Annotated in this window: 26 protein-coding genes; 18 read left to right on the top strand and 8 right to left on the bottom strand. The window is 61.7% G+C overall.

Annotation, left to right across the window (positions count from 1 at the left end):
- Nucleotides 1-8: 8 nt before the first annotated feature.
- Together gluQRS and dksA are read right to left on the bottom strand one after the other, a co-directional pair.
- Complete coding sequence (gene gluQRS, locus AC07T0_RS12245; protein WP_495001414.1) at nucleotides 9-899, bottom strand: tRNA glutamyl-Q(34) synthetase GluQRS; 891 nt, start codon at nucleotides 897-899, stop codon at nucleotides 9-11.
- A gap of 102 nt (nucleotides 900-1,001) precedes the next feature.
- Nucleotides 1,002-1,448, bottom strand: a complete 447-nt coding sequence (dksA, locus tag AC07T0_RS12250; RefSeq protein WP_100939578.1) for an RNA polymerase-binding protein DksA — start codon at nucleotides 1,446-1,448, stop codon at nucleotides 1,002-1,004.
- Between the two features lie 436 nt (nucleotides 1,449-1,884).
- On the opposite strand from dksA, the gene AC07T0_RS12255 reads away from it, so the two are divergent.
- Nucleotides 1,885-3,057, top strand: a complete 1,173-nt coding sequence (locus AC07T0_RS12255) for a pyridoxal phosphate-dependent aminotransferase (RefSeq protein WP_495001415.1) — start codon at nucleotides 1,885-1,887, stop codon at nucleotides 3,055-3,057.
- Nucleotides 3,057-3,764 (top strand): DNA/RNA nuclease SfsA, encoded by a 708-nt coding sequence (sfsA, locus tag AC07T0_RS12260; protein ID WP_495001416.1) that lies wholly within the window; start codon nucleotides 3,057-3,059, stop codon nucleotides 3,762-3,764. Before AC07T0_RS12255 ends, sfsA begins: the two co-directional genes overlap by 1 nt.
- Before the next feature lie 4 nt (nucleotides 3,765-3,768).
- On the opposite strand, the gene AC07T0_RS12265 is transcribed toward sfsA, so the two are convergent.
- Entirely contained in the window at nucleotides 3,769-4,086 is a 318-nt protein-coding gene (locus AC07T0_RS12265) for a Rieske (2Fe-2S) protein (protein WP_495001417.1), read from the bottom strand.
- Between the two features lie 196 nt (nucleotides 4,087-4,282).
- On the opposite strand from AC07T0_RS12265, the gene deoC reads away from it, so the two are divergent.
- Entirely contained in the window at nucleotides 4,283-5,065 is a 783-nt protein-coding gene (deoC, locus tag AC07T0_RS12270; protein ID WP_495001418.1) for a deoxyribose-phosphate aldolase, read from the top strand.
- Nucleotides 5,066-5,300: 235 nt separating this feature from the next.
- On the opposite strand, the gene AC07T0_RS12275 is transcribed toward deoC, so the two are convergent.
- The 4 genes from AC07T0_RS12275 to AC07T0_RS12290 form a co-directional block, all read right to left on the bottom strand.
- The gene (locus tag AC07T0_RS12275; RefSeq protein ID WP_495001419.1) at nucleotides 5,301-6,101 is read right to left on the bottom strand and encodes a Crp/Fnr family transcriptional regulator; all 801 of its coding nucleotides are present in this window, start codon (nucleotides 6,099-6,101) and stop codon (nucleotides 5,301-5,303) included.
- Between the two features lie 15 nt (nucleotides 6,102-6,116).
- Entirely contained in the window at nucleotides 6,117-6,389 is a 273-nt protein-coding gene (locus AC07T0_RS12280; RefSeq protein ID WP_177090230.1) for a TfoX/Sxy family protein, read from the bottom strand.
- A 259-nt stretch (nucleotides 6,390-6,648) separates the two neighbouring features.
- Complete coding sequence (locus AC07T0_RS12285; protein WP_495001420.1) at nucleotides 6,649-6,990, bottom strand: pentapeptide repeat-containing protein; 342 nt, start codon at nucleotides 6,988-6,990, stop codon at nucleotides 6,649-6,651.
- Between the two features lie 89 nt (nucleotides 6,991-7,079).
- Complete coding sequence (locus tag AC07T0_RS12290) at nucleotides 7,080-8,633, bottom strand: bifunctional aminoglycoside phosphotransferase/ATP-binding protein (RefSeq protein WP_495001421.1); 1,554 nt, start codon at nucleotides 8,631-8,633, stop codon at nucleotides 7,080-7,082.
- A 116-nt stretch (nucleotides 8,634-8,749) separates the two neighbouring features.
- Between AC07T0_RS12290 and mrcB the strand changes: the two genes are divergently transcribed.
- The 3 genes from mrcB to AC07T0_RS12305 are packed head-to-tail and all read left to right on the top strand — an operon-like array spanning nucleotide 8,750 to nucleotide 12,211.
- Nucleotides 8,750-11,080 carry a penicillin-binding protein 1B gene (gene mrcB, locus AC07T0_RS12295; protein WP_495001422.1) on the top strand — a complete coding sequence of 777 codons (2,331 nt, stop codon included), beginning with the start codon at nucleotides 8,750-8,752 and terminating at the stop codon, nucleotides 11,078-11,080.
- Between the two features lie 16 nt (nucleotides 11,081-11,096).
- Entirely contained in the window at nucleotides 11,097-11,879 is a 783-nt protein-coding gene (locus AC07T0_RS12300; protein WP_495001423.1) for a tetratricopeptide repeat protein, read from the top strand.
- On the top strand, nucleotides 11,879-12,211 hold the full coding sequence (locus AC07T0_RS12305; RefSeq protein WP_495001424.1) for a YqcC family protein: 333 nt from the start codon (nucleotides 11,879-11,881) through the stop codon (nucleotides 12,209-12,211). The genes AC07T0_RS12300 and AC07T0_RS12305 overlap by 1 nt, the downstream gene beginning before the upstream one ends.
- A 107-nt stretch (nucleotides 12,212-12,318) precedes the next feature.
- On the opposite strand, the gene AC07T0_RS12310 is transcribed toward AC07T0_RS12305, so the two are convergent.
- Nucleotides 12,319-12,750 carry a DUF4124 domain-containing protein gene (locus AC07T0_RS12310; protein ID WP_495001425.1) on the bottom strand — a complete coding sequence of 144 codons (432 nt, stop codon included), beginning with the start codon at nucleotides 12,748-12,750 and terminating at the stop codon, nucleotides 12,319-12,321.
- A 404-nt stretch (nucleotides 12,751-13,154) separates the two neighbouring features.
- Here AC07T0_RS12310 and AC07T0_RS12315 point away from each other — a divergent pair, with 404 nt between their 5' ends.
- From AC07T0_RS12315 to msrQ, 12 genes are all read left to right on the top strand, one after another.
- Complete coding sequence (locus tag AC07T0_RS12315) at nucleotides 13,155-14,879, top strand: acetolactate synthase 3 large subunit (RefSeq protein ID WP_100939711.1); 1,725 nt, start codon at nucleotides 13,155-13,157, stop codon at nucleotides 14,877-14,879.
- A 1-nt stretch (nucleotide 14,880) separates the two neighbouring features.
- Nucleotides 14,881-15,372 (top strand): acetolactate synthase small subunit, encoded by a 492-nt coding sequence (ilvN, locus tag AC07T0_RS12320; RefSeq protein WP_003176102.1) that lies wholly within the window; start codon nucleotides 14,881-14,883, stop codon nucleotides 15,370-15,372.
- A 48-nt stretch (nucleotides 15,373-15,420) separates the two neighbouring features.
- Nucleotides 15,421-16,437: a ketol-acid reductoisomerase gene (gene ilvC, locus AC07T0_RS12325; RefSeq protein ID WP_218226383.1), complete on the top strand. Its 1,017-nt coding sequence runs from the start codon at nucleotides 15,421-15,423 to the stop codon at nucleotides 16,435-16,437.
- 175 nt (nucleotides 16,438-16,612) lie between these two features.
- Nucleotides 16,613-17,302: a YjfI family protein gene (locus AC07T0_RS12330; RefSeq protein ID WP_495001426.1), complete on the top strand. Its 690-nt coding sequence runs from the start codon at nucleotides 16,613-16,615 to the stop codon at nucleotides 17,300-17,302.
- A gap of 22 nt (nucleotides 17,303-17,324) precedes the next feature.
- Nucleotides 17,325-18,029 carry a PspA/IM30 family protein gene (locus tag AC07T0_RS12335; protein WP_495001427.1) on the top strand — a complete coding sequence of 235 codons (705 nt, stop codon included), beginning with the start codon at nucleotides 17,325-17,327 and terminating at the stop codon, nucleotides 18,027-18,029.
- A gap of 97 nt (nucleotides 18,030-18,126) precedes the next feature.
- On the top strand, nucleotides 18,127-18,786 hold the full coding sequence (locus AC07T0_RS12340) for a DUF2491 family protein (RefSeq protein ID WP_495001428.1): 660 nt from the start codon (nucleotides 18,127-18,129) through the stop codon (nucleotides 18,784-18,786).
- Nucleotides 18,787-18,799: 13 nt separating this feature from the next.
- Nucleotides 18,800-19,225: a DUF350 domain-containing protein gene (locus AC07T0_RS12345; protein WP_495001429.1), complete on the top strand. Its 426-nt coding sequence runs from the start codon at nucleotides 18,800-18,802 to the stop codon at nucleotides 19,223-19,225.
- A gap of 27 nt (nucleotides 19,226-19,252) precedes the next feature.
- Nucleotides 19,253-19,993, top strand: coding sequence for a DUF1190 domain-containing protein (locus AC07T0_RS12350; protein WP_495001430.1), 741 nt, complete (start codon nucleotides 19,253-19,255; stop codon nucleotides 19,991-19,993).
- Nucleotides 19,994-20,007: 14 nt separating this feature from the next.
- Nucleotides 20,008-21,165 (top strand): glutathionylspermidine synthase family protein, encoded by a 1,158-nt coding sequence (locus AC07T0_RS12355; RefSeq protein WP_495001431.1) that lies wholly within the window; start codon nucleotides 20,008-20,010, stop codon nucleotides 21,163-21,165.
- Nucleotides 21,166-21,291: 126 nt separating this feature from the next.
- A complete protein-coding gene (gene pssA, locus AC07T0_RS12360; RefSeq protein WP_495001432.1) occupies nucleotides 21,292-22,149 on the top strand; it encodes a CDP-diacylglycerol--serine O-phosphatidyltransferase in 858 nt (285 codons plus the stop codon).
- Between the two features lie 63 nt (nucleotides 22,150-22,212).
- Nucleotides 22,213-23,226, top strand: a complete 1,014-nt coding sequence (gene msrP, locus AC07T0_RS12365; protein ID WP_495001433.1) for a protein-methionine-sulfoxide reductase catalytic subunit MsrP — start codon at nucleotides 22,213-22,215, stop codon at nucleotides 23,224-23,226.
- On the top strand, nucleotides 23,226-23,852 hold the full coding sequence (gene msrQ / locus AC07T0_RS12370) for a protein-methionine-sulfoxide reductase heme-binding subunit MsrQ (RefSeq protein WP_495001434.1): 627 nt from the start codon (nucleotides 23,226-23,228) through the stop codon (nucleotides 23,850-23,852). Before msrP ends, msrQ begins: the two co-directional genes overlap by 1 nt.
- Nucleotides 23,853-24,346 lie beyond the last annotated feature (494 nt).

Consider the following 24,346-nt stretch of genomic DNA (forward strand, 5'->3'; position numbering starts at 1 on the left):
AAGGGGCGTCAGTGCAATTGCGCTTCGGCCAGGGTGGCTGTCCTCGGAATCAGTGTGGCATCCCAATGGCCAATCCCCCAGTCGAGCACCTCGCGCGGCGTGCCCTGTTCCAGTGCGACGGGCGGGCGTTGCCCCAGTGTACGCAAGGCGCGCATCAGCAAGGGCGTTGCCTGGTCGGCCGCCAGCGGTGGCGAGCGGTAGGACTTGCCGAGCTTGTGGCCGTCCGGCTGGATGATCAGCGGTATGTGCAGGTAACGTGGTTGTGGCAGCCCGAGCAGCTCCTGCAGGTAGAGCTGGCGTGGCGTGGAGTCCAGCAGGTCGGCGCCGCGGACGATATCGGTCACCCCTTGCCAGGCATCGTCCAGCACCACCGCCAGTTGGTAGGCGTAGAGTCCGTCGCGGCGGCGGATCACAAAGTCGCCGGCTTCACGGCCCAGGTGCTGCTGGAACGGGCCTTGTACCCGGTCCTCGAAGCGGTAGCTCAGTTCCGGCACACGCAGACGGATGGCGGCATTCTCGATGCCGTGGCCGAGGTTGCGGCACAACCCAGGATAGATCCCCTGATAGGGCTCAAGCTCTTTGCGCGAGCAGGTGCAGGCGTAGGCCAAGCCTTGGCTGAATAAGCGCTCGAGCACTTGGGCATAGGTGTCGTGGCGTTCGCTCTGGCGGACCAGTTCGCCGTCCCATTCGAAGCCGTAGCGCTGCAAGGTATCGAGGATCGAGGTCTGGGCGCCGGGTTCTTCGCGCGGCGGATCGAGGTCTTCCATGCGCAGCAGCCAGCGCCCGCCAACCGAGCGGGCGTCGAGGTAGGAGGCCAGGGCCGCAACCAGTGAACCGAAATGCAGGTGGCCGCTGGGCGTGGGGGCGAAGCGTCCGATATAGGCGGGAGTGGCGGTCATGGTTCGGATATTACTGGAAAACCCGTAGGCAAGAGACGGCGTCGGCGGCACAAACGAAAACGGAGCGTTTGCACGCTCCGTTTGCTCAGGTATCGGCGGGGATTACTTGCCGACCTGTTTTTCCTTGATTTCCGCGAGGGTCTTGCAGTCGACGCACATGTCGGCGGTCGGTCGGGCTTCCAGCCGACGGATGCCGATCTCGACGCCACAGGACTCGCACCAGCCATACTCTTCGTCTTCGATGAGCTGCAGGGTCTTGTCGATTTTCTTGATCAGTTTGCGCTCGCGGTCGCGGGCGCGCAGTTCGAGGCTGAATTCTTCTTCCTGGCTGGCACGGTCAGCTGGGTCAGGGAAATTCGCCGCTTCGTCCTTCATATGATCAACGGTGCGGTCGACTTCATGCATCAATTCCTGCTTCCATTTCTGCAGGATCTTGGTGAAGTGTTTGCGCATGGGCTCGCCCATGTACTCCTCGCCCTTGCTTTCAACATAGGGTTCGAAGCCGCCGATCTTTGGCTCAGTGCTTTGCTGCTTTGCTTGGGTGGGCATGAATGGACCGCCTCTACTCTTCTAATCCATTGCGCAGGATTTCAACATCACCGACACCTGCCGGCCCTGCGGCTGCAAGCGGGCGAACTTACCAGATCGAATCGGGGTGCGCTACTCCCGGTTGTCGAGGCTGGACTTGTCGAGCCGAACGTCACGGCTTGACGCCCCTCTTGTAGGAGCGAGCTTGCTCGCGATGGTCGTCAATGATAACGCGGGGGGGCTGATACCCCGCGGTGCCTGGGCCACCATCGCGAGCAAGCTTGCTCCTACAGGGGCTTATATGCCGGATGGAAGGCGTCAGCTTCGTGAAGCAATGGTTAATTGTTCATTTTAGCCAATCTTGCGCGGAACGCAGGATGCTTTAAACACTCCAGGGTGCCCGAGGTTGGGTAGAATCGATCTATCGCCCATTCCCCTGTCCAATCAAGGAAGGCTAATGTCTCAGCACTACAGCGCGCGCAGCCGCGCAATCGAACCCTTTCATGTGATGGCTCTGCTGGCGCGCGCCAACGAGTTGCAGGCGGCCGGGCATGATGTGATCCACCTCGAGATCGGTGAGCCGGACTTCACCACGGCCGCGCCGATCATCCGCGCCGGTCAGGCCGCGCTGGAGTCGGGTAAGACCCGTTACACGGCGGCGCGCGGGCTGCCGCAATTGCGCGAGGCGATCGCGGGTTTCTATCGGCAGCGCTATGGGCTGGATATCGATCCGCAGCGCATCCTTATCACCCCGGGCGGCTCCGGGGCGTTGCTGTTGGCCACCAGCCTGCTGGTGGACCCTGGCAAGCACTGGCTGCTGGCCGACCCGGGCTATCCGTGCAATCGGCACTTCCTGCGCCTGGTCGAGGGCGCGGCGCAACTGGTGCCGGTCGGGCCGGAGGTGCGTTATCAGCTCACCGCCGACCTGGTGGCGCGGCACTGGGACCAGGACAGTGTCGGGGCCCTGGTGGCATCGCCGGCCAACCCCACTGGGACCCTGCTGACTCGCGACGAACTGGGGGCGCTGTCGACGGCGGTCAAGGAGCGCCATGGCCATCTGGTGGTGGACGAGATCTACCACGGCCTGACCTACGGTTGCGATGCGGCCAGCGTGCTGGAAGTCGATGACAGCGCCTTTGTGCTCAACAGCTTCTCCAAGTACTTCGGCATGACCGGCTGGCGACTGGGCTGGCTGGTGGCGCCACCGGAGGCCGTGGCGGACCTGGAAAAGCTCGCGCAGAACCTCTACATCAGTGCACCGAGCATGGCCCAGCATGCGGCGCTGGCCTGTTTCGAGCCGGCGACCCTGAGCATTCTCGAAGAGCGCCGGGCCGAGTTCGGACGTCGTCGCGACTTCCTCCTGCCGGCATTGCGCGAGTTGGGTTTCGGCATTGCCGTGGAGCCCCAGGGCGCTTTCTACTTGTACGCTGATATCAGCGCGTTCGGCGGCGATGCCTTCGCGTTCTGCCGTCATTTCCTTGAGACCGAACACGTGGCCTTTACCCCGGGACTGGACTTCGGTCGTCACCTGGCCAGCCATCATGTGCGGTTTGCCTACACCCAGAGCCTGCCGCGACTGGAACAGGCGGTGGAACGGATTGCCCGTGGTCTGCGGAGTTGGCAAGGCTGATGGATTTTTCTCCCGCCCTCGAAGAAGGTCGTCTGATCCAGCGCTACAAGCGGTTCCTGGCGGACATCGAAACCGCCTCCGGCGAGTTGCTGACCATCCACTGCCCCAATACCGGTTCGATGCTCAACTGCATGGTGCCGGGCGGGCAGGTCTGGTTCAGCCGCTCCAACGACCCCAAGCGCAAGCTGCCCGGTACCTGGGAAATCGGTGAAACCCCGCAGGGCCGGTTGGCTTGCGTGAATACCGCGCGGGCCAACCCCTTGGTCGAAGAGGCGTTGCGCGCCGGGGTCATCAGTGAACTGAACGGTTTTACCGGCCTGAAGCGCGAGGTGGCCTATGGTCAGGAGAACAGCCGGATCGATTTTCGCCTCGACTATCCCCGCGGGCCGGCATTTGTCGAAGTCAAAAGCGTCACCCTCGGTTTCGATGGCACGGCGGTGGCGGCGTTTCCGGATGCGGTGACCCAGCGTGGCGCCAAGCATCTGCGCGAATTGGCGACCCTGGCGCGTGAGGGGGTGCGGGCGGTGCAGCTGTATTGCGTGAACCTGACCGGTATCGAGGCGGTACGGCCGGCCGAGGAAATTGATCCGGGTTATGCCGCGGCGCTGCGCGAGGCGCTGGCGGCCGGGGTCGAGGTGCTGGCCTACGGGGTGAGCCTGACGCCGGAAGCGATCCGCGTCGAGCGTCGTTTGCCGGTGTTGCTCTAGCGGTTCACGGCACCAGCCAGATGCCTTGCGCGTCTTCCGTGCAGGGGATTGCCAGCAGCGCCTGCCCGGCGCAAGGCCCGGCCACGCACTCACCGCTCTCAATCAGGAACAGTGCGCCATGGGTCGCGCACTGGATCAGGCTGGCGCTGGGGTCGAGAAACTGGTCGGGTCGCCACTCCAGGGCGATGCCGCGGTGCGGGCAGCGATTCTGGTAGACGTAGACCTGGCCCTCACGGCGTACGGCCAACAGTGGTTGGCCGTCCATCTCAAAACCACGACTGCTGTTGTCGGCCAGGGTGTTCGAGTCGCAGAGAAATTTCATGCTGATCCTTGGGGTGTGGGATGTTTCTTGTTCTGGTGTGGGCCGAGTCTTTGTCTTTGGCTGGCGCATGCGCCGGCGAAGGCGAGTCCTTTATTGTGACTCCCATAGCGTATTTCGCGCCATCCGGCTGCTCAGGACTGCCGAGGAGGCGCCTTGGACGCTCGTCACGTTTATGCAACGACCCGGGGGAGTGAAGATGAAGCAGATGAATGAAGCCGATCAACAGCTGGCACGTCAAGCCATTGGCCTGCTCGACTTGACCTCGCTGAGCGGCGACGACGATGCCGAGCGCATCATTTCGCTGTGCCAGCGGGCGCAGACAGCGTTCGGTCCGGTGGCGGCGGTGTGCGTGTTTCCGCGTTTCGTCGGCCTGGCGCGACGGGCCCTCGATATCCTTGGCGGGCAGGTGATCCGGGTCGCCACGGTGGTCAACTTCCCCCACGGCGGCCCCAATGTCGCCGTGGCGGTTGCCGAAACCCTGGAGGCGATCGCCGCCGGCGCCAATGAAGTCGATCTGGTCTATCCCTACCGCTCACTGTTGATGGGCGATGCGCAGACCGGCATGAGCATGGTTGCGGCCTGTCGTGACGCTTGCGCGGGCCGGGCCAAACTCAAGGTGATCCTGGAAACCGGCGAGCTACGCGACCCGCAGATGATCCGCCAGGCCAGCCAGGACGCGATTGCCGCCGGGGCCGATTTTCTCAAGACCAGTACCGGCAAAGTCCTGGTCAACGCCACCGAGCAGGCGGTGCGCATCATGCTCGAGGCCATTGCCGAGCGGGGCGGGCTGGTGGGGTTGAAGGCGGCTGGCGGGATACGCACGTTCGACGACGCACGTACCTATATCGAACTGGCGCGCGCGCGGTTCGGGTCGGCCTGGATCAATGCCGATCACGTCCGGCTCGGGGCTTCGGGCTTGTTGGATGAGTTGCTGGCACGACTGGAGAGCCCGGTAGCACCACTGGTCGGGGAGACGTGACGGGGCGTTGGCTTTTCGGACGGGCAAAAAAAACCCGGCAAAAAGCCGGGTCAATAACCGTGATTAGCCTGATGAGGAGATAATCTGAGAGTCCGAACCAGGGCCTTCCAGAAAATCCGACCGATCTCGCGATCAGTTGTGATAATCATAACGATTCTCATTTCTAAGTCAATGTCTTTTTACCGACCGCTTGTCCGGGGTGTTGCCGTGGACCAACGGTCGAGGCGGCTGCGGTTCAGCGTGCCGTGCCGACGGCGCTCAGGCGCGTGACTTCCTTGTTCAGCAGGTCGATGCGCCGCGCCATGCTTTCGATCAGGCTGTGGGCGATGCGCGGGTTGCTCTGGGTCAGGCTGAGGAACTGCTCCTTGGGGATCAGCATGACCGTGCAGGGCTGGCTGGCGATCACGCTGGCGCTGCGTTTTTCGCCGGTGAACACCGCCATGGCGCCGAAAATCTCGTCCTTGGGCACATCGCCGACCTTGTGTCCGTCGACAAAGGCCTCGGCGTGTCCTTCGGTAATGATGAAGACATGGTCGGCATCGTCGCCCTGGCGGATCATCACTTCGCCGCTGGCCACCTGCTGGAAGCCGTTGCTGCTGCGAAATTCCGGTTGTTTCAGGCGGGTGACGGCATCGGAGAGCAGGGCGGTCTGGCCGATCAGGTAGCGTAACAGCGCTTCGGCGCGGCTGTTGTCGGCGTAGATATGGGCAAAGAGATCGGCGCGCTGGTAGGGGATCAGGCGCAGTGGGTTGTCACTGCTCAACACGCAGCGCGGCCAGTCGATGCCCTGGCGCAATCCGACCAGGTCGCCTTCGTGCAGATAGAACAGCGCACGCTCGTCGACCCGCGCATGCAGCAGGCCACTGTCGATCAGGAACACTTGATCGACCGGCAGCAAGGCACCGAGATCAGCGATTTGCTCAAGCTCAAGGGGGGCCGCGCAGGGGGGTAAGCCTTTGAGCAGCTGTGCCGGGATCGCCTGCAGGCGATTGATCAGTTCTTCGGCGTAGGCCGGTTGCTCCCCGAGTAAATACATGCCAAACCTGCGAAATCAGTTTTTGTGACGCGACGATATCGCTTCCAACTGTTTATTCAAGGCTTCTTTGCGTTCTTGAGGGATATCGTTCCAGTGAATGTCCATCAAGGCACCTTCGATCGCATACAACAGCACTTTTGACGCCCGGAATCCGCGGGTCCTGACTGCGCGGTAGGCATCCACCGCGCCCAATCGACGCAAATCCGATGCGCTGTGGATACCCACCGCATGGAGCCATTGCGCCGAGGTCTTGCCAAGGTTTTTCAGGTGTTGCAGTTCATCGTTCATCAAGCCTCCTTGCGACGGCCGAACGCTGCGTGGACGAGAATAGGCAAGCCTGAAAGGAGTGTAGCGGTCAGTAGGAAAAGCGTGGTTCTTTGCTCGGCGCTGGTGCAAACGCTTCTAAGCCGCAGCCTTCGCCCACAGGGTTACGTGGAGCAGGGAAGGGGCGAGTAGGGAAAAATCGTGCAGCACCAGCATTATCCCGGTCGTGAGCAGGCCCCAGGCGGCAAGCGCTGCTGCCATCCTCGTGCCCGCGCCACGAGGGCTAGGCGTTGTAGCGCAGGCGCGTACCGAACTGCATCGACATGAGAATCTCGGCCGGGCTCAGTTCCACGGGAAAGTAAGCGCCGGAAATCTGCGCATGGGCGACGCTGGCACCGATCAGGATGGATTTCTGCAAGTCCAGGCCACGCAGGTCGGCGGAGCGGAAATAGGCGTCGGTGAAGTCGATCCCATCGGCATTCAGCTCGCGCAGGTCGAGGCCGCGAAAGTCACCGCCGCGCATATCGATCGGACCGTCCTTGGGCCGGGCCTTGTTGAAGCCGGCGATGTCATCCTTGTGCAGCAAGGCAAACAAGGGTGAGTCGAGCAGCTTGGGATGGCTCATGAGACGTCTCCTGTTGGATTTATGACGCCAGTATAATGCCACTATGTTTCAGCCGTGAAGCACTTGCGGCGTCACGGCTGAAATAGTTTTTACAGACCTGGCAGGCGCTGGCGAATCTGCTCGACCAGGGCGTCGAGGCTCCCGCTTTCATGGGTTTCGACGCGCTTGGTGCGCAGCACTTCATCGGCGCCCAGGGCTTCGCGGCTGGCTTGCTGGGCGGCGATCACTTGCAGTGTAGCGTCGGACGGATCGACGGCATCGGCCTGACGCTGTGCCAGCCAGCTTTCGATCACGGCTTGCGGGGCGTTGCAGTCGAGGATCAGGCAGGGTACGCCGGTGGCTTCGGCGACCAGGGCGGCGGCGTCGCGTTGTTCGCGCTTGAGGTAGGTGGCGTCGATTACCACCGGGAATCCGGCGCGCAGAACGCTGTCGGCGATCTCATGCAGGCGCTGGTAGGTGCTCACGCTGGCGTCGCGGCTATAGATGCCGTCGCCGACGCGGTTCTCCTGCGACTGTTCGCCGAACAGGCGTTTGCGCTCGACATCCGAACGCAGCCGCACGGCACCCAGCGCTTCCACCAGGCGCAGGGCGACGTGGCTCTTGCCGACGGCGGAGACGCCGCTGGTGATCGCCAGGAAGCGCGACGGAATGGTGCTGTAGCTTTCCGCCAGGTTGGCGTAGTTGCGGTACTGGCGCATGCTGCTGGCGCGTTGCACCGGATCTTCGGGCGGCATGCTGAACAGCGCGACCTTGGCACGCACCAGGGCGCGGTAGGCTTTGTAGAAGTTCAGCAGGGCCAGGCCCTGGTAGTCGCCGGTCAGTTCCAGGTACTGGCTGATGAAGCGCCGGGCCAGGCTCTTGAGGCCACGGTCCTCGAGGTCCATTGCGAGGAAGCCGGTGTCGGCGTAGACGTCGGTGAAGCGGAAGGGTTCGTTGAACTCGATACAGTCGAAGATCACCACCTTGCCGTCGATGACGGTGGCGTTGCCCAGGTGGATGTCACCATGGCATTCGCGGATGAAACCCTCGGCCTTGCGCTGGGCCAGCAGCGGCTTGAGGCGTTCGAAGCTGGTTTCGGCCCAGGCTTGCAGGGCGTCGAGTTGCAGCAGATCGGCTTTTTCGCTGAGGAACGGGCGAATCTGTTCGAAATTCTGCCGGACCGGGTCCATGACCGCTTCCGGGGTGCCCTGGTAGTGGTCTTTCGGCACTTCGGGGGCGCTCTGGTGGAACGCGGCGATCTGTTGGGCCATTGCATCGATGTGCGCGGTGGTCAGTTCGCCGTTGGCCTGCAGGGTGCTCAGCAACTGGCTCTGCGGGAACTGGCGCATTTTCAGCGCGTATTCGATGGCTGGGCCGTCGCCGCCGAGGATCGGAGCCTCGACGCTGCCGCTAATCGGCAGGACTTCCAGGTACAGGTCGTGGGTCAGGCGCTGGTTCAGGCGCAACTCTTCCGCGCAAAAATGCGCGCGCCCGCTCAGTTCGGTGAAGTCGAGGAAGCCGAAGTTGACCGGCTTCTTGATCTTGTAAGCATAGGGCCCGGTGAGCAGGACCCAGGAGATATGGGTTTCGATAACCTGGAAACCTTCCACCGGATGGGGGTAGAGGGCCGGGTTCTGCAGGGCGTTAATCAGGGACTGGCTCACTGGCGATCCTTCAGAGGGCGGTAAATTCAAGGCGCTCATTATGGCCGCTGGCGGCTCAGGTGCAAACCGCCGGACGTACATGTTGATCATCAATAAAGTGCGTATAATCCGCCGCCATGACTCGTACCCGATCCCCCCGTTCCCGTGCTAAATCCAAACCTCCCGCTGGCCGCCTGCGTCCCTGGCTTGGCTGGGCGATCAAGCTCAGCCTGGTCGGCCTCGTCGTGCTGGCCGGTTTTGCCGTCTACCTCGATGCCATCGTGCAGGAAAAGTTCTCCGGCAAGCGCTGGACCATTCCGGCCAAGGTCTATGCCCGGCCGCTGGAGCTGTTCGTCGGCCAGAAGCTGAGCAAGGACGACTTCCTCACCGAACTCGATGCCCTCGGCTATCGTCGCGAAGCCGTGGCCAATGGCCCGGGGGCGGCGGCGGTCAGCGGCAACAGCGTGGACTTGAACACCCGTGGCTTCCAGTTCTATGAAGGCATGGAAACGGCCCAGCCGGTGCGGGTGCGCTTCTCTGGCGATTATGTGACCGAGCTGTCCTCGCTCAACGGCTCGAAGCTCTCGGTGGTGCGCCTTGAGCCGCTGCTGATCGGCGGGCTGTACCCGAAGAACCTCGAAGACCGCATCCTGATCAAGATCGACCAGGTACCGCCGTACCTGCTCGACACCCTGGTGACGGTCGAGGACCGGGATTTCTATCATCACTTCGGCGTCTCGCCCAAGTCGATTGCCCGGGCCATCTGGGTCAATACCTCGGCCGGGCAGATGCGCCAGGGCGGCAGTACCCTGACCCAGCAGTTGGTCAAGAACTTCTTCCTGACCAACGAACGCAGCCTGAGCCGCAAGCTCACCGAGGCCATGATGGCCTTGTTGCTGGAGTTGCATTACGACAAGAAAGAGATTCTCGAGGCCTACCTCAACGAGGTCTTTATCGGCCAGGACGGCCAGCGCGCGGTGCACGGCTTCGGCCTGGCCAGCCAGTTCTTCTTCAGCCAGCCACTGGCGGAGCTGAAATTGCATCAGGTGGCCTTACTGGTGGGCATGGTCAAGGGCCCGTCCTACTACAACCCGCGACGTTACCCGGATCGGGCGCTCGAGCGGCGTAACCTGGTGCTCGACCTGTTGGAGCAGCAGGGCGTGGCGACTGCCGAGCAAGTGGCGGCGGCGAAGAAAATGCCACTGGGGGTGACCGCCCGCGGCAGCCTGGCGGATAGCTCGTTCCCCGGCTTCCTCGACCTGGTCAAGCGGCAACTGCGTGAAGACTACCGCGACGAAGACTTGACCGAGGAAGGCTTGCGCATCTTCACCAGCTTCGACCCGATCCTGCAAATGAAGGCCGAGGCCTCGGTCAACGACACCTTCAAGCGCCTGGCCGGGCGCAAGGGCAGTGACGATATCGAGGCGGCCATGGTGGTGACCAACCCGGAAACCGGTGAGATCCAGGCGATGATCGGCAGTCGCCAGTCCAGCTTTGCCGGGTTCAACCGCGCGCTGGATGCGGTGCGTCCGGTGGGCTCGCTGATCAAGCCGGCGGTGTATCTGACCGCGCTGGAGAAACCCAGCCAGTACACGCTGACCAGTTGGCTTTCGGACGAAGCCTTCTCGGTGAAAGGCGCTGACGGACAGATCTGGAAACCGCAGAACTTTGACCGTCGTTCCCACGGTACGGTTTTCCTTTATCAGGGCCTGGCGCACTCCTATAACCTGTCGACCGCTCGACTGGGCCTGGAAGTCGGCGTGCCGAATGTCCTCAAGACCCTCGGACGCCTTGGCGTTACCCGTGAGTTCCCGGCCTTTCCTTCGATGTTGCTGGGGGCCGCGAGCATGACGCCGATGGATATCGCGACCATGTACCAGACCCTGGCCAACGGTGGCTTCAATACGCCGATGCGTGGTATTCGCAGTGTCCTGACGGCCGAGGGCCAGCCGCTCAAGCGTTATCCGTTCCAGATCCAGCAGCGCTTCGACGCGGGCTCGATCTACCTGATCCAGGCGGCCATGCAGCGGGTGATGCGCGAGGGGACCGGGAGCGGGGTCTACAACGTCCTGCCCAAGACCCTGACCCTGGCCGGCAAGACCGGTACCAGCAACGATTCGCGTGACAGTTGGTTCGCCGGTTTCGGCCAGGATCTGCTGGCGGTGGTCTGGCTCGGTCGTGATGACAACGGCAAGACGCCGTTCACCGGTGCCAGCGGTGCCTTGCAGGTCTGGACCAGTTTCATGCGCAAGGCCGACCCGCTGCCACTGGATATGCCGCAACCGGATAACGTGGTCCAGGCCTGGGTCGATCCGCACAGCGGGCAAGGCTCCGATGCCAATTGCCCGGGCGCGGTGCAGATGCCGTATATTCGCGGCAGTGAACCGGTGCCGGGCGCTTCGTGCGGTGGCGCGGCGCCTGCGCCGGCCACTGAAGTGATGGATTGGGTCAAGGGCTGGTTGAATTGAGCGAAGAGGGTTTGACGTGAACAAGTGGTGGATTCCAGCTTTTGCAGCGCTGACCGTGTTGGGTGGTTGTTCCAGCGTGCCACGGGGTTCGATCCCGGTGGTTGATTCGGGGACCGCGGTCTCCAATAACGAGCGGATCTCGTCCACAGGCGGTTTCCGCAAGTCCGTGGTCAAGGGGCCGGTGCCGAGCCAGACCCAGGCGGTGCCGCAGGATTCCGGCGTGGTGGTGATGATTCCGGGCGGCGGGGCGACAACGTCGGCGCCGATCAGTAGCGAGCCGTTCACGCCGGGGCCGATTACCCCGGGCCCGTCGAACAACGCGCCGATCCAGGCCGCGCCGGTCGACTCGGGTGCCTATAACCAGGGCGCTTACAACCCGCCGGCGAATCAGGGCGGCTACAACATGCCGAGCCCGGTGGCGCCGAGCGGTATTCCGTCGAACAACAACAGCGGTGGCCTGTCCGCCGACGAGCAACTGGATGGCCCGGTACTGGCGTTGTTGACCACCGCCCAGCAGCAGCAATCCAGTGGCGACCTCAATGGCGCCTCGTCGAGCCTTGAGCGTGCCCAGCGTGTGGCCCCCCGTGAGCCGCAAGTGCTTTATCGACTGGCCCAGGTGCGCATGGCCCAGGGTGATGCGCCGCAAGCCGAGCAACTGGCCCGTCGTGGTCTGAGCTTTGCTAATGGACGTCCGGATCTGCAGGCCAACCTCTGGGGCATCATCGCCCAGGCGCGGAGCAAGCAGGGTGATGCCGCCGGTGCCGCCCAGGCGCAGCAGAAGGCCAAGGTCGGTTACTGATGGATGCGCGTTTTCCGTTGATTGCCGAGCAACTCCTGCTGATCGAACGGGAATTGCGGGCCCAGGGCTGCTGGGATGAGGTGTCGCCCAGCGCCGAGGCTTTGGCCAGTGTCGAGCCCTTCAGCGTCGATAGCCTGGAGTTCGAGCAGTGGCTGCAATGGATCTTCCTGCCGAGGATGAAGGTGATCCTCGAGGAGGACCTGCCGCTGCCCAATGCTTCCGGGATTCTGGCCATGGCCGAAATGGTCTATGCCCAGCGGCCAGGGCAGGGGCGCGGCTTGCAGCGGTTGCTGGCGCAGTTCGACCGGTTGATTGCCGAGACCCGCGGCTAGAACCGTCGTTACCTTGTTCGTCGTTCCTTGTGGGGGCCGGCTTGCCGGCGCTGGCTGCCGGAAGAACGATGCCTGGCGTGCCGGCCTCTACACAGGGTATGAGGTGTTTACGAGCAGTTTTCCTCGATGCTCTTGCGCGTCTCCACCAGGCGCGCCTGACGCTCCTCTTCGGTCAGGCGCCGCAGCTCGCCATTGACTTCTTCACGCACCCGCGCATTGTTTTCCAACTGGGCCAGGTTGGTCCGGGCTTTCTCGCAATAGGCTTTGCGAGCCACTTCCTCATCGGCAAGTTGTTTCTTGACCTTGGCGTCCACGGCCTTCTGGTCGCCCACTGCGGTGCTCGCCGGCACGGCGGGGCGTGGCGGTGGCGCGGGGACATTGCCGATCGCCGGGGTCACCACGGTCGCCGTTTGCCCCGCAGGCGGCTGCGCGTCGAAATGCGTCACGCCCTGGGCATCGACCCATTTGTAGATCTGCCCGGCCTGGCACAGCGGGCTCAAAGCGAGTAGCAGGCCCGTTATCAGAATGCTTCTACGCATCAGGTTTCCTTGTCAGACAATGCGATAAGCAACGTAGCACATTCCCTCGGGAAAGGTTTTCTTCTGCGTTGTCATGCGCTTAGTTTGAAGAAAGCTCACAAGATGACTTGACTTGGACCGGACGAATCAGAACAATCCAAAGTCCGCTGTAGAGGGACTGCCAGAAGCAGGCCCACTCGGCAGATCATGAGGCGCACATCCGCGCCGACCTGTTACACCCGCAACGCGTTACCTCGCGCTGGGTGGGAAACCCCCGCAACACTTGGGGCACTCCCAATACTTGCTCAGTCAGTGCTGACGTAGTCGGCGACCACCGTCGCTCATGCTCTGCTGAGAAGTAAACCTATTAAGACCCGTCCTCCAGTGTGCGTGGACGGTATTCTGGCGTTTTAGAGGTGAACAACGTGGAGCTTTTATCTGGCGGTGAGATGCTCGTCCGCTTTTTGCGTGACGAAGGCGTCAAATATATCTATGGGTACCCGGGTGGTGCTCTTCTGCATGTCTACGATGCCTTGTTCAAAGAACCGGACGTGACCCACATCCTGGTTCGTCACGAGCAGGCGGCGACCCATATGGCTGACGGTTACGCCCGGGCCACCGGTAAAGCCGGCGTGGTTCTGGTGACTTCCGGTCCTGGCGCAACCAATGCCATCACCGGTATCGCCACGGCGTACATGGACTCCATTCCGATGGTGATCATTTCCGGTCAGGTGCCGAGCACCCTGGTCGGTACCGATGCGTTCCAGGAAACCGACATGATCGGTATCTCCCGGCCGATCGTGAAGCACAGCTTCATGATCAAGCACGCCTCGGAAATCCCTGAAGTGATGAAGAAGGCGTTCTACCTGGCGCAATCCGGTCGTCCTGGTCCTGTCGTTGTCGATATTCCGAAGGACATGACCAACCCGGCCGAGAAGTTCGAATACATTTTCCCGAAAAAAGCCAAGCTGCGTTCCTACAGCCCAGCGGTGCGTGGTCATTCCGGGCAGATCCGCAAGGCGGCGGAAATGCTCCTGGCGGCCAAGCGTCCGGTGCTCTACGCGGGCGGCGGGGTGATCCTCGGTGGTGGCTCCGCGCCCCTGACCGAGCTGGCCAAGATGCTCAACCTGCCCGTCACCAATACCCTGATGGGGCTCGGCGCCTACCCTGGCACCGACCGGCAGTTCGTCGGCATGCTCGGCATGCACGGCAGCTACACCGCCAACCTGACCATGCACCACGCCGATGTGATCCTGGCCGTGGGCGCGCGTTTCGATGACCGGGTGATCAACGGTCCATCGAAGTTCTGCCCGAACGCCAAGATCATCCACATCGACATCGACCCGGCATCGATCTCCAAGACCATCAAGGCAGACGTGCCTATCGTTGGGCCGGTGGAGAGCGTGCTGACCGAGATGGTCGCGACCCTCAAGGAAATCGGCGAGACCCCGAACAAGGAGTCGGTGGCCAGCTGGTGGAAGCAGATCGACGAATGGCGCGGTGATCGTGGCCTGTTCCCTTACGACAAGGGCGACGGCAGCATCATCAAGCCACAGACCGTGATCGAGACCCTCTGCGAAGTGACCAAGGGCGATGCCTTTGTCACCTCCGACGTGGGTCAGCACCAGATGTTCGCGGCGCAGTACTACAAGTTCAACAAACCCAACCGCTGGATCAACTCCGGCGGCCTGGGCACCATGGGCTTTGGTTTCCCTGCGGCCATGGGTGTGAAACTGAGCTTCCCTGACGCCGACGTCGCGTGCGTCACCGGCGAGGGCAGCATCCAGATGAACATCCAGGAGTTGTCGACTTGCCTGCAGTACGGCCTGCCGGTGAAGATCGTCAGCCTGAACAACGGTGTGCTCGGCATGGTTCGCCAATGGCAGGACATGAGCTACGGCAGCCGTCACTCGCACTCGTACATGGAATCGCTGCCTGACTTCGTCAAGCTGGTCGAAGCCTACGGTCACGTCGGTATCCGTATCACGGATCTGAAAGACTTGAAGCCGAAGATGGAAGAAGCGTTCGCGATGAAGGATCGCCTGGTGTTCCTCGATATCCAGGTCGACACCAGCGAGCACGTCTACCCGATGCAGATCAAAGATGGCTCCATGCGCGATATGTGGCTGAGCAAGACGGAGCGTACCTAATATGCGGCACATCATTTCCCTGCTTCTGGAAAACGAACCTGGCGCTCTGTCCCGTGTGGTTGGCCTGTTTTCGCAACGCAACTACAACATCGAAAGCCTGACCGTGGCCCCGACCGAAGACCCGACCCTGTCGCGTCTGACGCTGACCACCGTGGGGCATGACGAGGTTATCGAGCAGATCACCAAGAACCTGAACAAGCTGATCGAAGTGGTCAAGCTGGTGGACCTGTCGGAAAGTGCTCACATCGAGCGCGAACTGATGCTGGTCAAGGTCAAGGCCACTGGCGCCCAGCGCGCCGAGATCAAACGCACCACCGATATTTACCGTGGGCAGATCGTTGATGTCAGCGCTAGCGTGTATACCGTTCAACTGACCGGTACCAGCGACAAGCTCGACAGCTTCATCCAGTCCATCGGCACCGCCTCGATTCTGGAGACTGTCCGTAGTGGCGTCACCGGTATTGCGCGCGGCGACAAAGTACTCAGCATCTAAACCAAATTAGCGAATGGCCTGAACGGCCTGGATATATAGGGGAATTTCATGAAAGTTTATTACGAAAAAGACTGCGACCTGTCGATCATCCAGGGCAAGAAAGTCGCCATCATCGGTTACGGTTCCCAGGGTCATGCGCAAGCTTGCAACCTGAAAGACTCCGGCGTTGACGTGACTGTCGGCCTGCGTAAAGGTTCGGCCACCGTGGCCAAGGCTGAAGCCCATGGCCTGAAAGTGACCGACGTGGCCAGCGCTGTTGCCGCTGCCGACCTGGTCATGATCCTGACCCCGGACGAGTTCCAGTCCGCGCTGTACAAGAACGAAATCGAGCCGAACATCAAGAAAGGCGCCACCCTGGCCTTCTCCCACGGCTTCGCGATCCACTACAACCAGGTTGTGCCGCGCGCTGACCTCGACGTGATCATGATCGCGCCGAAGGCGCCAGGCCACACCGTACGTTCCGAGTTCGTCAAAGGCGGCGGTATCCCTGACCTGATCGCGATCTACCAGGACGCCTCGGGCAACGCCAAGAACGTTGCACTGTCCTACGCCGCCGGCGTTGGTGGTGGTCGTACCGGCATCATCGAAACCACCTTCAAGGACGAGACCGAAACCGACCTGTTCGGCGAACAAGCCGTTCTCTGCGGCGGTACCGTCGAGCTGGTCAAAGCCGGTTTCGAAACCCTGGTTGAAGCAGGCTACGCGCCAGAAATGGCCTACTTCGAATGCCTGCACGAACTGAAGCTGATCGTTGACCTCATGTACGAAGGCGGTATCGCCAACATGAACTACTCGATCTCCAACAACGCCGAATATGGCGAGTACGTGACCGGCCCTGAAGTCATCAACGCCGAATCCCGCCAGGCCATGCGCAACGCTCTGAAGCGCATCCAGGACGGCGAATACGCGAAAATGTTCATCAGCGAAGGTGCTACCGGCTACCCATCGATGACCGCCAAGCGTCGCAACAACGCCGCGCACGGCATCGAGATCATCGGCGAGCAACTGCGTTCGATGATGCCGTGGATCGGCGCGAACAAGATCGTCGACAAAACCAAGAACTGAGTCGACGCTCAGCCGGTTGCCCGGCCCCCTGGGGCTGGGTAGCGGTACATGCTGTACACAAACGCCCCGACTTGTCGGGGCGTTTTGTTTTGTCACATAAAGCTTTTGTGGCGGGCGTTGAACATTCCAGGCAAACGACGTAATTTACTTACATGTAAGATTTTTCGGAGGACTGATGCCCCGTAAAAAAGCAGCGGATGACAAGCCCTCAGCGGATGACAAGCCCTCAGTGGGTGAGAAGTCGTCATCACCGGCCAAGACCAAGACCACCGCCGACTATGTCCGCGACATGCGTGCTCGTCTGCGTGAAGCCGGCCTGGTGAAGCGGGAATTCTGGATTCTTCCCGAGAATGCGACGGCCCTGCGGGGTATCGAAAAGGCGTTACGCCAGCCCTTCCTGGGTGAACGGATCAAACTGGAGGCTTTCATGACTGAGAACATCAACTGGACGATCAACTCGCTGCACAAGGCGCTGTCGGAGCTGGAGGTAGTGTCCGCTGGGGAGATTGTCCTGACCCTCGCCGAGAACGCCGAGCAGAGCATCAAACTGAGCATGACCGAGTTCGGCGACCTGCCGCTCTACCTCGCCGTGTCCGGTGACCAGATCCTGGTGGACGCAACCTTGGTCGAGGTCAGCCGGGTCAAGGATCCGGCGGTCTTCAACGGCCTGGTGCTGCGCAGCCGCGACCTGTTCCCGCTGTCCTCCGTGGGGATCGAACGGGTCGGCGACGGCACCGAGGTCTACTGCATGTTCGGTGCGCTGAGCGCGGCTTCCACGATCACCGTGATCGTCCAGGAAATCTTCACCCTGGCCGAGAACGTGATCCGTGCAGTGGAAGCGTTCGAAGACCACATCCACGTTTAATGAAGTCCCCAAGGAGTTTTCGATGAGTATTTGGAAGAAAGTCATAACGGCCATTCGTGGTGGTGTTTCCGAGGTCGGTGAGACCATTGTCGATGCCAACGCCATCCGCATCCTCGAACAGGAACAGCGCGACGCCGAGAATGCCGTGGCCAAGGCCAAGAACGGCCTGGTGGACATCAAGGCCCGCTACAAACTGTCGCAACAACGCCTTGATGGCCTGAACAACGACATCGCCAACTGGGAAGGCAAGGCCATGGCCGCGCTGGACAAGGGTGTGGAAAGCCTGGCCGGCGAGTGCGCCAACAAGGTGGCCGAGATCGAGGCCCTGCGCGACCAGGAGAAACTCCTGGCCGATCAGTTCGGCGCCCAGGTCGAGATGCTGCATGCTCAGGTGATCAAGGCGGAAAACCAGATCAAGGGTTTGAAGCAGCAGGTCGAGATGGCCAAGGCTCGCGAGACGGTCCAGCAGGCACGGGTTGCTACCGCGGCGGCCACTGGCGGGGCGAATGGCAAGCTGGAAACGGCGGTCGGTTCGCTGGCCCGGATCAAGCAGCGCCAGGATGAGCGCGACGCCAAGCTGGATGCCGCGCAGGAATTGGCCGACGAGTCCAATGGCGGTGATCTGGAGCGGCGTCTGCAGGATGCTGGTATCGGCGCCAAGTCAGGCAGCGGCAGTGAGGTGCTGGCACGGCTGAAAGCCCGGCAGAATCCTGGCTCGGGCCAGTAAGCAGCAGTCCTAGGGCAAATGCGTGAGCGCTTTGCCCTTTTTGCCGTCTGAAAAACGGGCAGGGTAGCGCGTTGTCGCGACAGGAAGGAGAGACACGATGAGTTGGATCAAGCGCGTCATGGGCTTCGAGGCGCCGACGCCTGCGGCGGGCGCGACTTCGCTTGCGCCGGGTAGCCCCCTGGGGCTGGCCTCGGGGCGGATGCTGTGCCTGGATCGCTCCTTGAAGCTGTTGCTCGAGGGGCAGTCCCATGTGGTGGTGCCTGATGACGAGAAAGTCTGGGCAGTGGGTGATATCGATCTCGGGCAGTCGATGCGTTTGCAGCGGTTTTACCTCGATAACGAGGATTACTTCCTGCAAGTGGTCATGGACGGCCCCGCGGCCGAGGACATTCAGGACCTGATCCTGTTCGGCTACCACGACGTCACCCCGATCAACAGCAAGGAACAGTTGCTGCAACTGACCGGCCCCAATGCGAAAATCGGCATGCCGCTCTACGAGCTCGAGGGCGAGGAGTATGCCCGGCAATGGGGGAGCGAAGACGGGCAGACCGAACTCACGCCGATGCAGGAGTTCGTCAAGAGCCCGGACGGTGCCTACTCGATCAAGCACCTGAGCATGCTCTATGCGCGCGAGACCGGTCTGCTCAACCGTCGGGAGTTCCTGCTCTTCTCGGTCGAGGAAGACGAGGAGGGGGTGATCACCCTGTCCAGCGCTGTTGGCGTGACGCTGCAAATCACCGATATCGAAGTTCTCTGACAAGGAAATCATCATGCTCGAAGCGCTGCGCATGTCGCTCAACGCCACCGCGGTATTCGGCTTCATCGTCTATATGGCGGTGGCGGCTGTTCTGTTCGTGTTGTTCCAGTTCATCTACACCTGCCTGACGCCCCACAAGGAATTTGCCCTGATCCGCGAGGGCAATACCGCCGCGGCGATTGCGCTGGGCGGTTCCATGGTGGGTTTTGCCCTGCCGGCCAGCAATATCATCGCCAACAGCATCAGTGTCGTCGACGTCATCGTCTGGGTGCTGATCGCGGCTGTGGTGCAGTTGCTGGCGTTTGCCGTGACCAGCCTGGTGCTCAAGGGGCTGTCCGCGCGTATCGTGCGCGGCGAGCTGGCGGCGGCGATCTACTTGGCCTCGGTGGCCATCAGTGTCGGGCTGCTGAATTCGGCCTGCATGACGCCGTCGACCTGAGCCCAGGGCAAGGATAAGGATCATTCGATGAGAACCCGTAGCTCCGTAAAACTGTTGCTGGCTGGCACCCTGCCTTTGGCGCTTTCCGCCTGTGGTGCGTCCCAGGACACCGTTGCCGTCAACTCGAAGAGCAACTTCAAGTCAGTCGAGGAGTGTGTGGCGGCGAAGGTCCCGGTGGAGGTCTGCTCCGATGCCTTCATGCAGGCGCTGGCCGATCACCGGCGTATCGCGCCGACCTATGACGACCAGGCGTCCTGCGACAGCGACTTCGTCCCCGGCTATTGCCAGGTCACCCCGGACGGCAAGTACATGCCGAAGATGGGCGGCTTCGAGCTGGCGATGTCCGGCGATGTGCCGCGCAAGGATCTTGAACAAGCCCAGCAACAAGCGGCCGCACAGTCGGGCAATGGTGGTGGCGGTGGGAATGGCGGTCTGCTGACCGGGTTGTTGCTTGGCAATCTGCTCAGCAACAGCGGGGGTGGCGGGCGTTACTATTCCCAGCCGATCTACGACAGTCGCGACAATCGCGGTAGCTATAGCAGTTCGACGCTGTCGCAGCAGATCGAGCAGGGCAAGTCGTTCAGCCGTTCGACCCAGGCCCGCAGCAGCTCCACCAACACCTACACCCCGGCGACCCTCGGCAAGAGCCTGGGCAGCGGTTCCGGCTCGGTTTCCTCGACGGTCTCGCGTGGCGGTTTCGGCAGCCAGGCTACCGCGCGCAGTGGCTGGGGCGGCAAAAGCAGCGGCATCTTCAGTTCCGGTGGTTGAGGGGAGCGACCAGGGTGAAAAAGATCGGTATCGAAGAGCGCCCATACTGGCGTGACAGCGTCGAGCACGAAGGTTTTGCTTTCCACACCATCGGTGGCGAGCGCTATTGGGATGAGCGCGGTTATTACCTGTTTACCGAAGAGCAGATCACCCGGGACCTGGAAGCGCCGACCAAGGCGCTTCACGACCTGTGCCTGGATGTGGTCGAGCGTGTCGTCGACAGCGAGAAGCTGTTGATGGGCCTGGCCATACCGCCGGCGTTTTTCGATCTGGTTCGCGACTCCTGGAAGCAGGGGCATCCGCATTTGTATGGTCGCTTCGACCTGGCGTACGACGGCAGCGGTCCGGCCAAGTGCCTGGAAGCCAATTACGACACGCCCACCAGTCTGCTTGAAGCCGGCTCCGTGCAGTTGCTCTGGCTTGAGGAGCAGATCGCTCGGGGCGTGTTGCCGGCGCGCGCCACTCAGTTCAACACGATTGCCGAGGATCTGGTCAGGGCCTTCGCGGCCTTTCCCGCCGGAGGGGCGTTCTACTTTTCGGCCATGTCCGGTTCGCAGGAGGATCGCGGGACCACGGACTTCCTGCGCAGGATGGCCGCGCATGCGGGGATCGAGGCGCGGCATATTGACATCGAGGATATCGGCCTCACCACCCAGGGCCGCTTTGTCGATCTGCACGGGCGCTGGATCGAGCGGTTGTTCAAGCTGCATGCCTGGGAGCATATCTTCCACGAGGCGTTCGGCCAGGCGGTGCCAGGCTGTGATACCCAGTTTATCGAACCCGCCTGGAAAGCCATTGTCAGTAACAAAGGTATATTGCCGCTACTGTGGAAATTCCACGAAGGACATCCCAACCTGCTTCCCGCCTATGTCGACCAGAATCCACAGCGCCCCGTGCCCAAGGGCTGGGTGCGCAAACCGTTCTTTTCCCGTGAGGGCGCGAACATCGAGATCCGTACCGGTGACGACCAGGTGGTGGCCGAGGATGGGCCTTACACCGATGCGCCCTATATCCTGCAAGCGTTCTCCCCGCTGCCGAAGTTCGACGACAGCTACACCGTGATCGGTTCATGGGTGGTGGGGGATGTGGCGGCCGGGATCGGTATTCGTGAAGACGACAGTCTGATTACCAAGGACAGCAGTCGATTCCTGCCCCACGTTGTCCTGGGCTGATCGACCTGTCTGGCCCGGGTTTTTCCGCAGGCCGGGGCGCTTCTGGTATAAAGCGGGATCGTTTTGCGGTCCTAGAGCGGTCGCCGAGTGCTGTTGAAACCATTCATTTAGCTACAAGGTAATGTCATGACTGAACGTCCCGAAGAGCCTGGTCAGGGCTCCGACGCCGAAAGCCTGCTGCCCATCGACGAACATGTCGAGGAAGGGCATGACGCCAACGGCCAGAAAGTCCGCCATCGCGGTATCTATCTGTTGCCGAACCTGTTCACCACCGCGAACCTGTTTGCCGGTTTCTACGCCATCATCAGTGCGATGAGTGCGCAGAGTGCCGCGAGTGCCGGGGACCCGGCGGGGGCGAGCAAGTATTTCGCTTTTTCCGCCATCGCGATCTTCGTCGCCATGGTGCTCGATGGCCTGGACGGTCGCGTGGCGCGCATGACCAATACCCAGAGTGCCTTCGGCGCCGAGTATGACTCGTTGTCCGATATGGTTGCCTTCGGTGTCGCCCCGGCACTGCTGGCATTCGGTTGGGCGCTGGGGGATATGGGCAAGGTCGGTTGGATGGTCGCCTTCCTCTATGTGGCCGGTGCGGCGTTGCGTCTGGCGCGTTTCAATACCCAGGTCGGCACCGCCGACAAACGCTACTTCATCGGCCTGGCCAGTCCGGCGGCGGCTGGCGTGGTGGCCGGTACGGTGTGGGCGTTCAGCGACTACGGCATCCAGGGATCGAAGATGTCGTTCCTGGTGGCCTTGTTGGTGGCGGCGGCCGGGATGCTGATGGTCAGCAACATCAAGTACAACAGCTTCAAGGAGCTGGATCTCAAGGGGCGCGTGCCGTTTGTCGCGATCCTTGCGGTGGTGCTGGTGTTCGCCGTGGTATTCAGCGATCCGCCGCGCATCCTGCTGCTGATTTTCCTCGCCTATGCGGCCTCGGGTCCTATCCAGTACCTGTTGCATCTTCGTCGGCACAAAGCCGGCGAGTGATGTAATTTCCCGCAGACTCCGTAGTCTATTGGTCCATCAGTCCTCCAATGCTACGGAGTTGCCATGCTTATCAAGCTTCCCAAGCGATCCGATTGCCAAGACTCGGACGTCACGCCCGAATCTCTCTATCTCTCCCGTCGTGCATTACTCGGTGCTTCGGTCGCCGGGCTGGCGATCGGCAGTCTGCCGCGCTGGGCCAGTGCCGCCGAGGCGGCGCGTTATGCCGATGTGGATGCGGGGAATGCGCCGTCCTGGTTTAGCGGGAAACTACCCGAGACCCGATGGGGCGCGGTGACGGTCAAGGGAGAGGCGATTACCCCCTACAAGGACGCGACCCACTACAACAACTTCTATGAGTTCGGTACCGACAAGGGTGATCCGGCACAGAACGCCGGTTCCCTGAAAACCGAACCCTGGTCGGTGGTGGTGGACGGTGAGGTCGGCAAACCGGGGCGTTATGCCCTGGAAGACTTCATGAAGCCTTACCAGTTGGAGGAGCGCATCTATCGCCTGCGCTGTGTCGAGGCCTGGTCGATGGTGATTCCCTGGATTGGCTTTCCCATCTCGGCGTTGCTCAAGCAGGTCGAGCCGACCTCGAAGGCCAAGTACATTCGTTTCGAAACCTTGCAGGACCCCAAGAGCATGCCGGGCCAGCGTTCCGGTTTCGCCCTGATCGACTGGCCTTATGTAGAAGGCTTGCGGCTGGACGAGGCGATGAACCCCTTGGCGATTCTGGCCGTGGGCATGTATGGGCGGGAGCTGCTGAATCAGAACGGCGCGCCGTTGCGTCTGGTGGTGCCATGGAAGTACGGGTTCAAGAGCGTGAAATCCATTGTCCGCATCAGCTTGGTGGAAGAGCAGCCCAAGACCACCTGGCAAAGCATCGCTTCGGATGAGTATGGTTTCTATGCCAATGTGAACCCTGGCGTCGACCATCCGCGCTGGACCCAGGCTCGGGAGCGGCGTTTGCCCAGTGGGCTGCTCAGCCCCAATGTGCGCGAGACGCAGATGTTCAACGGCTACTCGGATGAGGTTGCCTCTTTATATAGTGGCCTGGATCTGCGGAAGAACTACTGATGCGCTATCCGTTCTGGCGTGTGGGGGTCTTTATTGCGGCGGGGATCTGGCCGTTGCTCTGGTTGTATCAGGCCTGGAACCTGGCCTTGGGGCCGGATCCGGGAAAGGTCATGGTTGATCGGCTGGGCTTGGGTACGCTGATTCTGTTGTTGGTGACCTTGAGCATGACGCCGTTGCAGAAACTCAGTGGCTGGCCAGGCTGGATTGCGGTGCGCCGGCAATTGGGCTTGTGGTGTTTTGCCTACGTGGTGCTGCATTTGGCGGCTTACCTGGTGTTTGTGCTCGGGTTGGACTGGTCGCAATTGGTTGTCGAGTTGCGCAAGCGGCCTTACATCATTGTCGGTGCGCTGGGTTTCCTCTGTCTGCTGGCGCTTTCCGTGACCTCGAACCGTTACAGCCAGCGTCGCCTGGGTAAGGGTTGGAAGAAGTTGCACCGCCTGGTTTACGTGATCCTCGGGTTGGGGTTGCTGCATATGTTGTGGATCGTGCGGGCCGACCTGAAGGAGTGGACGGTGTATGCCTCTATAGGGGCGCTGCTTATAGTGTTGCGCATCCCTGTAGTGACGCGCCGAATTCCCCGTCTTGTGGCCAAGAAGCCGCTCCCCACAACAACGCGGTCCTTGTAAGGAGCCGGCTTGCTGGCGATGGCGTCCTTGAGGCCGCTAAAAGCTTCGCGGGCAAGCTCCGCTCCCACAGGACCGAGTCACACTGCAGGCTCTCGGTCAGCCTCGGATCTTGTAGGGGGCCGGCTTGCCGGCGATGGCGTCCTTGAGGTCGCTAAAAGCTTCGCGGGCAAGCTCCGCTCCCACAGGACCGAGTCGCACTGCAGGCTCTCGGTCAGCCTCGGATCTTGTAGGAGTCCGGCTTGCCGGCGATGGCGTCCTTGAGGCCGCTAAAAGCTTCGCGGGCAAGCTCCGCTCCCACAGTGTCCGGGTCTGACCGAGAGTTTGCGGTGTAACGAGGTCCTTGTGGGAGCGGAGCTTGCCCGCGAAGAGGCCAGTCCGGGCGCCGCAAAACCTGGGGTCTCCACGCTGTTTGTGACGCTTATGACAGAAAAGTGAAAATAAGCGTTGACGGGAAATCCTGTGGCTCTATAATTCGCCCCACTTCCGGCGCAGTC

The sequence above is a fragment of the Pseudomonas sp. GW821-FHT04D07 genome (assembly GCF_059420225.1).

Coding starts and splice junctions, on each gene's coding strand:
- AC07T0_RS12330 (WP_495001426.1), top strand. CDS start 16,613: ATGCCCCGTAAAAAAGCAGCGGATGACAAGCCCTCAGCGGATGACAAG.
- msrQ (WP_495001434.1), top strand. CDS start 23,226: ATGCGCTATCCGTTCTGGCGTGTGGGGGTCTTTATTGCGGCGGGGATC.
- pssA (WP_495001432.1), top strand. CDS start 21,292: ATGACTGAACGTCCCGAAGAGCCTGGTCAGGGCTCCGACGCCGAAAGC.
- AC07T0_RS12335 (WP_495001427.1), top strand. CDS start 17,325: ATGAGTATTTGGAAGAAAGTCATAACGGCCATTCGTGGTGGTGTTTCC.
- gluQRS (WP_495001414.1), bottom strand. CDS start 899: ATGACCGCCACTCCCGCCTATATCGGACGCTTCGCCCCCACGCCCAGC.
- AC07T0_RS12275 (WP_495001419.1), bottom strand. CDS start 6,101: ATGTATTTACTCGGGGAGCAACCGGCCTACGCCGAAGAACTGATCAAT.
- sfsA (WP_495001416.1), top strand. CDS start 3,057: ATGGATTTTTCTCCCGCCCTCGAAGAAGGTCGTCTGATCCAGCGCTAC.
- AC07T0_RS12255 (WP_495001415.1), top strand. CDS start 1,885: ATGTCTCAGCACTACAGCGCGCGCAGCCGCGCAATCGAACCCTTTCAT.
- ilvN (WP_003176102.1), top strand. CDS start 14,881: ATGCGGCACATCATTTCCCTGCTTCTGGAAAACGAACCTGGCGCTCTG.
- AC07T0_RS12345 (WP_495001429.1), top strand. CDS start 18,800: ATGCTCGAAGCGCTGCGCATGTCGCTCAACGCCACCGCGGTATTCGGC.
- dksA (WP_100939578.1), bottom strand. CDS start 1,448: ATGCCCACCCAAGCAAAGCAGCAAAGCACTGAGCCAAAGATCGGCGGC.
- AC07T0_RS12350 (WP_495001430.1), top strand. CDS start 19,253: ATGAGAACCCGTAGCTCCGTAAAACTGTTGCTGGCTGGCACCCTGCCT.
- mrcB (WP_495001422.1), top strand. CDS start 8,750: ATGACTCGTACCCGATCCCCCCGTTCCCGTGCTAAATCCAAACCTCCC.
- AC07T0_RS12280 (WP_177090230.1), bottom strand. CDS start 6,389: ATGAACGATGAACTGCAACACCTGAAAAACCTTGGCAAGACCTCGGCG.
- AC07T0_RS12305 (WP_495001424.1), top strand. CDS start 11,879: ATGGATGCGCGTTTTCCGTTGATTGCCGAGCAACTCCTGCTGATCGAA.
- deoC (WP_495001418.1), top strand. CDS start 4,283: ATGAAGCAGATGAATGAAGCCGATCAACAGCTGGCACGTCAAGCCATT.
- AC07T0_RS12265 (WP_495001417.1), bottom strand. CDS start 4,086: ATGAAATTTCTCTGCGACTCGAACACCCTGGCCGACAACAGCAGTCGT.
- AC07T0_RS12340 (WP_495001428.1), top strand. CDS start 18,127: ATGAGTTGGATCAAGCGCGTCATGGGCTTCGAGGCGCCGACGCCTGCG.
- AC07T0_RS12285 (WP_495001420.1), bottom strand. CDS start 6,990: ATGAGCCATCCCAAGCTGCTCGACTCACCCTTGTTTGCCTTGCTGCAC.
- msrP (WP_495001433.1), top strand. CDS start 22,213: ATGCTTATCAAGCTTCCCAAGCGATCCGATTGCCAAGACTCGGACGTC.
- ilvC (WP_218226383.1), top strand. CDS start 15,421: ATGAAAGTTTATTACGAAAAAGACTGCGACCTGTCGATCATCCAGGGC.
- AC07T0_RS12310 (WP_495001425.1), bottom strand. CDS start 12,750: ATGCGTAGAAGCATTCTGATAACGGGCCTGCTACTCGCTTTGAGCCCG.